We start from the raw sequence: 12,460 nt of genomic DNA on the forward strand, positions 1-12,460 counted from the left end.
CCTAAGCTATTTATATTAAATTAAAATAGTTTAGGAAACCAAGTGACAAAATCAGTCATAAATAAATCTATAGTATTAGCAAGTGAGTATGGATTAAAAGTAATATTAAGTCAGTTCGGCGCACGTATACTTTCAATACAATATCAAAATAAAGAAATGCTTGTGTTTTATAAAGATATGCACGCCATATACACAGATCAATATTATTTAGGAGCAACCTGCGGCCGTGTCGCTAACAGAATAGCCAATGCGCAGTATACTTACCAAGGCAACACAGTGAAACTCAATGCTAATGAAGGGTGTAATAGCTTACATGGCGGAGCTAAAAACTTCTCCAATCAGCTTTGGCAAGTGCATGAATACAATAGTCAGCAGTGTTTTGTAGAACTCACCTTGCACTCTCCAGATGGTGATCAGGGTTTTGTAGGTGAAGTTATTGCGCATGTACGCTATCAGTTAATCGCAGATAGTTTGCACATGACCATGACAGCCCATACAAATAAGTTAACGCCAATCGACTTAACTAATCATTGTTACTTTAACTTAGGCGAAGACCACTGCTTAGATTTACACTTAGCGGTTAATACAGAGCGTTATCTAATTAAAGACAGTAATAACGTACCTATGGGTGAAATTAAAACATTAGATAATCAGCAGTTATTAAACAATAAACCAATTAACGCCCATTTAGCTACTTGGCAACAGCAAAAACTCATTGATGAACATGGTTTTGATCATTATGTGGTTTTCAATGACGTTACTGCTGACACTCCTCAAGCGACACTTAGCTCAAGTAAAAATGCTATCCAAATGCAATTATATACCGACCAACCTGGCATACAGCTCTATACTGGTGGACACCTTGGTGCACCTTTTGCGCCTTTTGCTGGCGTGTGTTTAGAGGCGCAAAATTACCCAAACGCGGTTAATATTGCGCATTTTCCAAGCCCGATGATTAGCCCCTGTGAAATTTACCAAAACCACATTAAACTGGCATTTAGTGTAACTTAATTCGCTCTGTTAGCAGCTTCATCATGAATACATTTACATCCCACTGTGAAGTAATAGGCTGCTCAGTAAACGGTAGCATAAACATATACGGCGCAGGTCCAAACTCTGGGGTAATGGTCACTTCATCACGTCCTTGCAGTTTGGCTTGCTCAACAACACGTTGCCACCAATCAAGGTGACAGGCGACTTCGGTTTGACACTCTGGTGCTCGCGGATCAGATATTTGTGCCCGTTGACTATTACCAACTCGGGCATGAATGTGATGCACTCGACTTATAGCAAGATTCAGCGCCGCTTGTTGGTTTTCAAGTAAAGACTCAGCCACACTACACCAATGACTAAAGTCCGCAGTTAAGGTTAACTTTTTATCTTGCTTAATAAATTGCTCGGTAATATGCGCAGCAAAGCTAAATTTACCACGATGCGTTTCATGGTGAATGGCTATACCTGATTGTTCACTAAGCTGATGTGCCAACGCCAGTAACTGGTTATTTTGCTCTGCTGTGAAAAAATCTTTACCCGTTTGCGAGTTGATAAATTTAGGCTTAGTGGCAATTAAGTTTTCCAGACGTTGTTGGTAGTTTTTACGATGCACTGTAAAATCACTATCAAGCGTTTCATAATGTTGGCCAATAAATTCAAGCTCGGCCGCCTGTATTTGTTCAACCATTTTATCGCGTAGTGCTGCATCAAGGGGGAAACCAAGTTCCACCCCTTGAAAGCCTGCACTTTTCGCACGATTTAAAAACTGCTCAAAGGTTAATTCTTCACAGCCCCATTGTGTACAAAAAAAAGTTAGTCGCATTAATTGCCCCGCTCATATGGTCTTGTAATTTAACGTAGCATTATAGAATTTACACAATTAAAAATACCTTCGATGTATAAATCAATAACTCATAAACCTAAAAAAGTAACTTTTGAGGCTCTGTTTAATAAAACTAGGATTTCTCGTCTAAAGCGCGTATAATTCGCGCCCGTTAATATCCACACTTTTACTTAAAAATTATTGGAGCATAAAGATGGCTTTAGAGCGTACTTTCTCAATCGTAAAACCTGATGCAGTAGCTAAAAACCACATCGGCGCTATCTACAACCGTTTCGAAACTGCTGGCCTTAAAATCGTTGCAGCTAAAATGGTTCACCTTTCACAAGAGAAAGCTGAAGGTTTCTACGCTGAGCACAGCGAGCGTCCTTTCTTTGGTGCTTTAGTTTCTTTCATGACATCTGGTCCTGTAATGGTTACCGTTCTTGAAGGCGAAAACGCTGTTCTTAAAAACCGCGAAATCATGGGTGCTACTAACCCTGCTGAAGCGCTAGCAGGCACTTTACGTGCAGACTACGCTGATAGCATCGACGAAAATGCTGTTCACGGTTCTGATGCTGTTGAATCTGCTGCTCGCGAAATCGCGTATTTCTTCGCTGACGAAGAGCTTTGCTCACGTACTCGTTAATTCGAACGCGTTAAGCAAAAGTAAAAAGGGCTTTCGGGCCCTTTTTTAGTCATTAGTTAAAGAATTACTCAACAATTTTTGATGTTTTACCTAATGATTAAAGTGAGTGAATTGTGTACAATTCGCCCTTGTAAGTTTTTATCACCACCGTCACCGATTGAGGTTGTTTCATGGCCGAGCAAAAAAAGATTAATTTATTAGATTTAAACCGCGATGCAATGCGTGAGCTATTTTTATCATACGGTGAAAAGCCATTTCGTGGTGATCAGGTGATGAAATGGATTTATCATTTTGGTGTTGATAATTTTGACGACATGAGCAACGTCAACAAAAAGCTTAAAGAAAAACTTAAAGCAGAATGTGAAATTGTTGCTCCTGAAATATCTGTACGTCAACAGGCTAGTGACGGCACAATTAAGTACGCACTAGTGCTTGAGGGCGGCCAAGAAGTTGAAGCGGTGTGGATCCCAGAAAAAGACCGCGCTACGCTTTGCGTATCATCGCAAGTTGGCTGCGCATTGGAATGTACATTTTGTTCAACGGCACAACAAGGCTTTAACCGTAATTTAAAAGTTTCTGAAATCATTGGCCAAGTTTGGCGGGTTGCCAGAGACATAGGCCTTGACGGTAACAGTGAAAAGCGCCCAGTAACTAATGTTGTAATGATGGGCATGGGCGAGCCTTTGCTTAACCTTAAAAACGTTGTGCCAGCAATGGAATTAATGATGGACGATTGGGGCTTTGGTTTATCTAAGCGCCGCGTAACTTTAAGTACTTCAGGCGTTGTGCCTGCACTAGATTTATTAAAAGAAAAAATCGACGTAGCATTGGCAATTTCACTACACGCACCTGACAATGCTCTACGTGACATTTTGGTACCTATTAATAAAAAGTACCCCATTGAAGAATTTTTAGCAGCGTGTCGTCGTTATATTGATGGCTCAAAAGCCAATAAAGATGTGACCATTGAATACGTTATGCTTAACGGCGTTAACGACAGCACCGATCAAGCTCATGAACTTGTTAAAACACTAAAAGGCACACCTTCAAAAGTGAACCTTATTCCGTTTAACCCGTTCCCAGGTAACGAATACACACGCTCAAGCAATAGCCGTATTGATCGCTTCTCAAAAGTATTACAAGCCGCTGGCATTACTTGTATTGTTCGCCGTACCCGAGGTGATGATATAGATGCAGCTTGTGGTCAATTAGCTGGCGATGTGGTCGATCGTACAAAACGCTTGGCTAAAAAGAAGCAGCGCGCTGATAATGCCATAGCTGTAAATACCCATCACGCGTAAATAAATACCTAAAGCCTTTAGATTTTTAAAATAATAGATGAAACATAGAGGCTTTTCGGTAAGATAGGCGTAATGGACAAAATAAAAGAGATTAGGTAATGCGTTGTTTACTTGCGATAACCGCTAGCACATTGTTATTAACCGGCTGTGTAACTGAAAATAGTTATAACGGTAGTAATAAGCCAGTGGTTGAAAATGCCGTTAACAATGTGGGCGCAGCTCGAACACGCATTGCACTTGCATTACAATATTTAGATACGGGTAATAACTCACAAGCTAAGTATAACCTTGAGCGTGCCTCAGAGTTTGCGCCTAACCTACCTGAGGTACACTACTCTTTTGCTTATTACTATCAGCAAGTTGGTGAGAATGTCTTAGCAGATAAAGCATACCAAAAAGCGATAAAAATTGATCCTAACGATCCTAACACTCGCAATAACTACGGCGTGTTTTTATGTGGCATCAACGAATATGACCGCGCAACTGATCAGCTTTTAAAAGCCATCGCTATCCCAAGCTATATCCGCGTAGCAGAAAGTTATGAAAATTTAGCCCTGTGCGCAATTGAGTTTGATGACTTTGAAAATGCCGAAAGCTATTTAAAATCAGCCATTAACCATAGCTCACAACGCCCATCAAGTATAATAAACTTGGCTGCATTGTATTATGCTAAAAGCGATTTACATAAAGCAGAAGAACTAATAAAACGCTACGAAAGCACTGGCAAGGTGTCGTCGCGCTCACTATTACTTGAATATTTAATTGAGCAGCGTATGGGCCACATTGAAAAGGCCGAAACCACTGCAGCGATTATTTTACAGACTTACCCGACTTCAAACCAAGCAACTCTTATTCGCGAGCAAAAAACGAAACGCTCGGAGTTTGAACTACTCAGAGAGCAATACCGAAAAGCCCAATTAGATGAACTACAAGCACAAAGCCCTGAAGGGGTAATTAGTGCTGAGCCAAAAATTCGTATCATCAAAAAGAAAAAAACGAGCACTGCAGTGGTTGCAACCGAGGTTCAAGCAAAAAAAAATGATCCGAGATCAGAGGCAGCATCAAAGTCAGAAGTAACACCGCAAGTTGAATCAACTCAAACTGACGTGCCTGCTAGTAATGAAATACAACCTGTTGACACTGGGACTATTATTGCAGCGCTCTCAGCACTTGAAGTGGCAGGAAAAGCAGCTCTTGAAACGCAGCAGCAAACTGCTACAGCACAAGCCACGAATGCTGTAGCGACAGAACCCGCAACGCCAACAGCTAACACCTCTCAGTCTAAAGATGGGGTTAAAATCATCTCATTTGGCGCGCCAACGACAGCTGCAACTACCAGTAATACAAATAACCCAAGCCAAGCGGCCACCAAAAGTGCCTCGCAGGGAAAAGTAGTATTTTATGAGCCAGAGAAAAATGCACAGGTTTTTCAAAACCAAGCGCGTTCTTTAAGCGAGCAACAAAGTGTGCATTTTCAAGGCTCAGCTCAACCGAATCAAGTTCCTATGTTGAATCCGCAACTTGCACAAATTAAAGTGCCGTACCATATCATGCAAGACGGTGAAAACCTGTTTAGCATTTCAGTGCGATACAATGTTAAACTGCAAAAATTATTGCAATGGAATGGCCTAAAAGAATCGGATCGCATCAACAATGGCACCAAAGTGTTTCTTAATGATCCGCATATTTTTTACGAAATCAATGAAGGCGATACCTTATACAGTATTGCCACGCAGCGTCGTTTATTAATAGATCAATTAATGCGATGGAATAAATTAAGTCCCGACGACTCTTTAAAAGCGGGACATAGACTATTATTAGTGGACCCTGACTCATACGCATTATGAATGAAGATAATACCGAATCAACCGAGCTAACACTTGGCCAAACGCTAAAGAACAGCCGAGAAAATGCCGGAGTCAGCCTCGAAATGCTGGCTAAAAAATTAAAACTATCGGTGCAAAAGCTACAGCACCTTGAAAATGATGAATATCACTTATTAGGCCCTGCCACATTTATAAAAGGGTATGTAAAAAGCTATTGCCGTGAATTCAAATTAGATACTACCGCTGTATTGGCGCTTTTTGTTGAACCTGCGGCGCCGGTTACTAAAGGCAATATGCAAAGCTTTTCAAAGCGCACAGAAAAAGAAGCCCATGATAGCCGTTTAATGTTAGTCAGTTACGCAATTTTAGCGTTGATCATCGGCTCGTCTGCATTGTGGTGGTGGCAAAATTCAACCCCAATTGCCGACACTGTTGTGAACTCGACAATTCAACTAATTGCTGAAAAGCCGTCCGAATCTGACACTAAAAATCAAGCTGAACCAGCATCACCTTTTGAAAACTCTGAACCAGTGCTTAGTGAACCTGTAGTGCAAAGTGATCCATCGGCTAATGAACTTATCCAGGCTAACGAAAGCCAAGACGCAGTAACTCCCTCTGCAGTGGAGTCTTCGCCTATTACACCCACACAAGCAAGTGAAGGTAGTAGCGAAATTATCATGCACTTTGATGAAGAAAGCTGGGTAGAAATTTACGACGGCGAAGGTGAGCGCATTGCTTTTGGGGTTAAAAAACCAGGCTATGTAATGACAGTAACGGGTTTACCACCTTTTTCTGTAGTGCTGGGTAAACATCAAGTTGTTGATATTACCTTAAATGGCGAAACCGTTGATTTATCAGCCTTTCCTAAGAATCGTTTAGCCAAGTTTAATTTACCGTTAGTAGAGTAGTTAGTATGTTTTCAGAATCCCCAATTAAACGTAGAAAATCAACTCGCATTAATGTCGGTGACGTGCCGATTGGTGATGGTGCACCAATCGCAGTACAATCAATGACCAATACAGACACCATGGATGTTGATGCAACTGTGGCGCAAATTCAAGCTATTCAGGATGCGGGCGCCGATATTGTGCGAGTATCCGTACCAACGATGGACGCAGCAGAAGCCTTTAAAAGCATAAAAGAGCAAGTCACCATCCCATTGGTCGCAGATATTCATTTTGATTATCGTATAGCATTAAAAGTAGCTAAATATGGTGTTGATTGCCTACGAATCAACCCAGGTAACATAGGTAGTGAAGAACGCATTCGCGCTGTTGTAGACTCTGCCCGTGAGCATAATATTCCAATTCGTATTGGTGTTAATGGCGGTTCATTAGAGCGTGATTTACAAGAAAAATACGGCGAGCCAACGCCTGAAGCATTACTAGAGTCAGCGATGCGCCATGTTGATATTTTACGCCGTTTAGACTTTGACCAATTTAAAATATCAGTAAAAGCATCAGATGTATTTTTAGCTGTTGGGGCCTATCGCTTACTTGCCAAAGAAATTGATCAACCACTGCATTTAGGTATTACCGAAGCCGGTGGTATGCGCTCAGGCTCGGTAAAATCGGCTGTTGGTTTAGGCATGTTACTCGCCGAAGGTATTGGCGATACTCTACGAGTATCTCTTGCTGCCGATCCTGTGCAAGAAATTAAAGTCGGCTTTGATATTTTAAAATCACTGCGTATTCGTTCGCGCGGCATTAATTTTATTGCCTGCCCAAGCTGCTCACGCCAAGAGTTTGATGTTGTAAGCACCATGAATGCACTTGAAGAGCGTTTAGAAGATATCATCGAACCAGTTTCAGTGTCAGTAATTGGCTGCGTGGTAAATGGTCCAGGTGAAGCATTAGTGAGTGATATTGGCCTTGCTGGTGCTAATCGCCGTTCAGGACTTTATATCAATGGTGAACGTCAAAAGGCGCGTATTGATAACAACAACATAGTTGAGCAACTAGAAGGCTATGTGCGCGATTTTATCGCCAAAAAAGAGCAAGAGACCCCAATTGACATAAAAATTGTCGAATAATGACAATATACTCGGTAAAGCCCCTGCTTTGCCGTTTACCTTTATAGTCAGCGCGCTATAATAGCGGGTCGATTTTTTTAGTTTTCTTGTAGTAGCAGCATGCTGCGCAAATACAGTTTTAGGATTTATCAGTGGCAAAACAAATTCAGGCAATACGTGGAATGAACGATTGTCTGCCGGGCGATACCCAAGTTTGGCAGAAAGTAGAAGACATCTTACGCGAGACAGTATCATCATTCGGTTATCAAGAAATTCGTTTCCCCATTGTAGAGTCAACCGATCTTTTTAAACGTTCTATTGGTGAAGTAACCGATATTGTTGAAAAAGAAATGTACACTTTTGCCGACCATAACGGCGACAGTTTAACCCTTCGTCCAGAAGGCACTGCGGTGTGTGTACGTGCTGGTAATCAAAACGGTTTACTGTATAACCAAGAGCAGCGCTTATGGTATATGGGTCCGATGTTTCGTCATGAGCGCCCGCAAAAAGGTCGTTATCGCCAGTTCCACCAATTTGGTTTAGAAACCTTTGGTATTGCCAGCGCCGATATAGACGCAGAGGTTATTTTATTAACTGCGCAATTATGGCAGCAATTTGGTATTAGCGAGCATGTTCGCTTAGAGCTAAACTCGCTGGGGTCAAATGAAGCCCGTGCTGATTATCGCGATGCCTTGATTAGCTACTTAGAACAACACGTAGAAGTGCTTGATGAAGATTCAAAACGTCGTATGCACTCAAATCCACTACGTGTTTTAGACAGTAAAAACCCAGACGTACAAGCCATTTTAACTGATGCACCCAAACTGTCTGAGCATTTAGATGCTGAATCGAAAGAACATTTTGCAAATTTATGTGAACGATTAGACGCCGCTAACGTCAAATACACGGTTAATGAGCGCCTAGTGCGTGGTTTAGACTATTACAACCGTACCGTATTTGAATGGGTAACTGATAGTCTTGGCGCACAAGGTACTGTGTGTGCAGGCGGGCGTTATGATGGTTTAGTTGAACAACTAGGTGGTAAAGCAACCCCTGCGGTTGGCTTTGCTATGGGCCTTGAACGTTTAGTGTTATTGTTACAAGCTTTAGAATGTGTAGGTGATATTCGCCGTAGCAGCGATGTATATTTAGCTGCAATGGGCGATAAAGCCAGTATTCAAGCCCCCATTATTGCCGCAAAATTACGCGCTGATGTACCTGGGCTTCGTATTATGGTGCATGCTGGCGGCGGCAACTTTAAGAAACAATTAAAACGCGCGGATAAAAGCGATGCATTAATCGCATTGATTATCGGCGAAGACGAATTAGAACAAGGCGTTGTGACTGTTAAATATTTACGTGAGCGTAAAGAACAAGTCACATTAGAATTAGAACAAATTAAAACGCTTTTAGCTGAGCTTGTGTAAAGCTAATAAGTATTAAGAGGTAAGCATGGATATTTATTCAACAGAAGAACAACAAGCAGAAGCAATTAAACGCTTTTTTAAAGAAAATGGTGTATCACTGGCTTTAGGTGTAGTACTTGGTTTAGGCGGCTTATACGGCTGGAAAGCGTACAATGAGCATCAATTAACAACCGCAGAAAGCGCATCAGATGCATACACTAAGTTAGTAGAAAATGGTGATGTAGTAACTAAGTCTGAGCAATTTATTGCCGACAATAAAGACTCTAGCTACAGTGTTCTTGCAGCTTTTGTAGCCGCAAAAGAAGCCGTTGATGCTACAAACCTTGATGCTGCTAATGAAAAGCTTAGCTGGATCATCGAAAATACACAAAGCTCTGAACTTAAAGCGACTGCGGCGACTCGTTTGGCTCGTGTGCAAATTGCGCAAAAACAATATGATCAGGCTTTAACTACTTTAAATACAGAGCTACCAGCGGCATTTACTGCTGCAGTTGCTGAAATTAAAGGTGATATTTACACTGCACAAAACAAGCAGAGTGAAGCACTTGGCGCTTATCAAGCAGCGGCTGATGCCGGTGGTCTTGAAGGCAACCCATTATTGCAAATCAAACTTGATGACTTAGCCGTAACTAGTCCATCTGCATAAGGGGTTTTCATGAAAAAATTAACAGCTGCAACGCTTGCGTTATGTGTAGCCACTTTAATGGGCTGCTCATCAAGCGATGACGAAGAAGAACTAGTACTACCCGAAATTGTTAATCAATTTGAAACCGACGTAGTATGGCAAGAATCGATTGGCGATGGTGTTGAACATTACTTTTCACGCTTAACACCAGCGGTATATCAAGAAACCGTGTATGTTGCCAATCGTGATGGCAAAGTAGAGGCACTTTCTTTAACCAATGGCGATACACTTTGGGAAACTGATGTGCGCGAAAACCTTGCTTTTTGGCCTTGGGAAACTGACGAAAGCGCTAAACTTTCAGGTGGTATTTTACAAGCGTACGGTAAGTTATTTGTCGGCTCTGAGCATGGTTATTTAACCGCTATCGACCGTGAAACGGGTGAAATTTTATGGCGTAAAAGTGTACCAGGTGAAATACTGGCAAAACCTGCCGCAGGTGACGGCCTGATTTTCGTTAATTTAGCTTCTGGTAAGCTACTTGCCTTACACCCAGATGAAGGTGAAGAACGCTGGGCCCACGAACAAGAAGTACCGCCACTGACTTTACGTGGTCAAAGTACACCCACTGTTGCTAATGGTGGTGTATTGGTTGGCCTTGAAACAGGCAAGCTTAGCGTACTTATTTCAGATAGTGGTTATTCAGCCTGGAGTGCAGAAATTGCGACACCTAAAGGCGCATCAGAGTTTGAGCGTTTAGTTGATGTAGACACACAACCGTTGATCAATGGCCCTTATGCTTATGCAATTGCCTACAATGGTAACTTAGCCGCAGTTGATATTCGTTCAGGCAATGTTGTTTGGAAACGTGAATACAGTAGCTACCGTGAAATCACCATAGATGGACAAACAATTTATGTAGTAGATAGTAATGGCGTAGTTTATGCTCTTGATAAAGACTCAGGCATTGAACGCTGGAGCCAACCAGCACTACGTGGCTGGTACTTAACCGGACCAACAGTAGCTGGCAAATACTTAGCAATGGGTGACCAAGAAGGCAATTTACATTGGCTAAATAAAGACTCGGGTGAACTAGTATCACGCGAAGATTTTGACAGCTCAGGCTTCTTTGTTGAACCCGTTGTTGCCAAGGACAAACTTATTTTATACACCCGAGATGGTGAAGTTAGCGCGGTTAAAATACCAGACTAACTTACTAATTTTTGTATCTTTTTTATAAGGCTTCGCTCTGCGAAGCCTTTTGTTGTTTTTTTAAGAGGTAGTTTATGCTTCCCGTGATCGCTCTAGTTGGGCGACCCAATGTGGGCAAGTCCACATTATTTAACCGTTTAACACGTACTCGTGACGCACTCGTTGCCGATTTCCCTGGCTTAACACGAGATAGAAAATATGGCCAAGCAAACTACGATGGTTATGAATTTATCGTGGTAGACACGGGCGGTATTGATGGTTCTGAAAAAGGTATTGAAATCGAAATGGCCGATCAATCGTTACTCGCGATTGAAGAAGCTGATATCGTATTATTTTTAGTTGATGCCCGTATCGGCATGACCGTTGCTGACCAAGCGATTGCAAATCATTTACGTAAGCAACAGAAAAAGTGCTTTGTGGTTGCCAATAAAACAGATGGCATCGATGCCGATTCTAACTGCGCTGAGTTTTATCAACTGTCTTTAGGTGAAGTACATCATATTGCTGCCGCTCACGGCCGTGGTATTACCTTGCTACTTGAAAAAACCCTACAACCGGTTATTGCTGAGCTTGCTGCATTACACGACGACGGTAAAGATGATGACGAAGAGCTCATTGATCTATACGCCGAAGACGCTGACGGCGAAACTGAGCAACAAGCCTTTGCTGATAAGCCTGTTAAGCTTGCTATTATTGGTCGCCCTAACGTAGGTAAGTCAACACTGACTAACCGTATCCTTGGGGAAGACCGCGTAATCGTATACGACATGCCAGGCACAACCCGTGACTCGATTTATATTCCGATGACCCGTAAAGACAAAGAATATATTTTAATCGACACCGCAGGTGTACGTAAGCGTAAGAAAGTCAGTGATACTGTTGAAAAATTCTCAGTGATCAAAACCCTGCAAGCCATTGAAGATTGTAACGTGGTGTTGTTAGTTGTTGATGCTCGCGATGGCATTTCTGATCAAGATTTAAGCTTGTTAGGCTTTGCGCTTAACTCTGGCCGCTCATTAGTGGTTGCAGTTAATAAGTGGGATGGTCTTGACGACCACGTAAAAGATCGTATCAAGTCTGAACTTGATCGCCGCCTAGGCTTTATTGATTTTGCTCGTTTACACTTTATCTCAGCTTTACATGGCACTGGCGTTGGTCATTTATTTGAGTCAGTTGATGAAGCGTATGAATCAGCGACAAAACGTATTAGCACCGCTATGTTGCGCCGCATTATGGACATGGCACAAGCCGATCATCAGCCGCCACTTGTACGTGGTCGCCGTGTTAAGCTTAAATATGCCCATGCCGGTGGTTATAACCCACCACGTATTGTGATCCACGGTAACCAAGTACATGACTTACCAGATAGTTACAAACGTTACCTAATGAATTACTACCGTAAAGCCTTAAAAATTATGGGTACGCCGATCAAAATTGAATTTAGAGAAGGTGATAACCCATTTGCTGGGCGCACTAACAAAGTAACACTTTCACAAAAACGTAAAATTCGTGCGTTTAGTAAAGAAAATCGCAATAAATCGTAAGACTGTTGTAAGCTTTAAAAAATGGTGTGCTTATTAAGCATGCCATTTTTTTTCG

General features: G+C 41.9%; 11 protein-coding genes. 10 read left to right on the forward strand and 1 reads right to left on the reverse strand.

The window, feature by feature from the left end; genetic code table 11:
* Nucleotides 1-42: 42 nt before the first annotated feature.
* On the forward strand, nt 43-1,011 hold the full coding sequence (locus tag ACT3RM_RS02625; RefSeq protein WP_441994542.1) for an aldose epimerase family protein: 969 nt from the start codon (nt 43-45) through the stop codon (nt 1,009-1,011).
* Here the strand turns inward: ACT3RM_RS02625 and ACT3RM_RS02630 are convergent.
* Nucleotides 998-1,816 carry a sugar phosphate isomerase/epimerase family protein gene (locus ACT3RM_RS02630; RefSeq protein ID WP_441994541.1) on the reverse strand — a complete coding sequence of 273 codons (819 nt, stop codon included), beginning with the start codon at nt 1,814-1,816 and terminating at the stop codon, nt 998-1,000. The two genes, ACT3RM_RS02625 and ACT3RM_RS02630, sit on opposite strands and share 14 nt — an antisense overlap.
* Before the next feature lie 214 nt (nt 1,817-2,030).
* Between ACT3RM_RS02630 and ndk the strand changes: the two genes are divergently transcribed.
* The 9 genes from ndk to der all read left to right on the forward strand — a co-directional run bounded on the left by ndk (nt 2,031) and on the right by der (nt 12,405).
* Nucleotides 2,031-2,462: a nucleoside-diphosphate kinase gene (gene ndk / locus ACT3RM_RS02635; RefSeq protein WP_002961288.1), complete on the forward strand. Its 432-nt coding sequence runs from the start codon at nt 2,031-2,033 to the stop codon at nt 2,460-2,462.
* 170 nt (nt 2,463-2,632) lie between these two features.
* Nucleotides 2,633-3,763, forward strand: a complete 1,131-nt coding sequence (locus tag ACT3RM_RS02640; RefSeq protein WP_441994540.1) for a bifunctional tRNA (adenosine(37)-C2)-methyltransferase TrmG/ribosomal RNA large subunit methyltransferase RlmN — start codon at nt 2,633-2,635, stop codon at nt 3,761-3,763.
* A gap of 98 nt (nt 3,764-3,861) precedes the next feature.
* Nucleotides 3,862-5,610, forward strand: a complete 1,749-nt coding sequence (gene pilW / locus ACT3RM_RS02645; RefSeq protein WP_441994539.1) for a type IV pilus biogenesis/stability protein PilW — start codon at nt 3,862-3,864, stop codon at nt 5,608-5,610.
* Entirely contained in the window at nt 5,607-6,497 is an 891-nt protein-coding gene (locus tag ACT3RM_RS02650) for a RodZ domain-containing protein (RefSeq protein ID WP_441994538.1), read from the forward strand. The genes pilW and ACT3RM_RS02650 overlap by 4 nt, the downstream gene beginning before the upstream one ends.
* A 5-nt stretch (nt 6,498-6,502) precedes the next feature.
* Nucleotides 6,503-7,621: a flavodoxin-dependent (E)-4-hydroxy-3-methylbut-2-enyl-diphosphate synthase gene (gene ispG, locus ACT3RM_RS02655; protein WP_441994537.1), complete on the forward strand. Its 1,119-nt coding sequence runs from the start codon at nt 6,503-6,505 to the stop codon at nt 7,619-7,621.
* A gap of 131 nt (nt 7,622-7,752) precedes the next feature.
* Nucleotides 7,753-9,027, forward strand: coding sequence for a histidine--tRNA ligase (hisS, locus tag ACT3RM_RS02660; RefSeq protein WP_441994536.1), 1,275 nt, complete (start codon nt 7,753-7,755; stop codon nt 9,025-9,027).
* Nucleotides 9,028-9,052: 25 nt separating this feature from the next.
* Entirely contained in the window at nt 9,053-9,673 is a 621-nt protein-coding gene (locus ACT3RM_RS02665; RefSeq protein ID WP_441994535.1) for a YfgM family protein, read from the forward strand.
* 9 nt (nt 9,674-9,682) lie between these two features.
* Nucleotides 9,683-10,861 (forward strand): outer membrane protein assembly factor BamB, encoded by a 1,179-nt coding sequence (gene bamB / locus ACT3RM_RS02670; protein WP_441835760.1) that lies wholly within the window; start codon nt 9,683-9,685, stop codon nt 10,859-10,861.
* 74 nt (nt 10,862-10,935) lie between these two features.
* Complete coding sequence (gene der / locus ACT3RM_RS02675) at nt 10,936-12,405, forward strand: ribosome biogenesis GTPase Der (RefSeq protein WP_441994534.1); 1,470 nt, start codon at nt 10,936-10,938, stop codon at nt 12,403-12,405.
* The last annotated feature ends 55 nt before the right edge of the window (nt 12,406-12,460 follow it).

Origin of the sequence: Pseudoalteromonas sp. AOP7-A1-14, from assembly GCF_052376275.1 — a bacterium.
Taxonomy (GTDB): Bacteria; Pseudomonadota; Gammaproteobacteria; order Enterobacterales; family Alteromonadaceae; genus Pseudoalteromonas.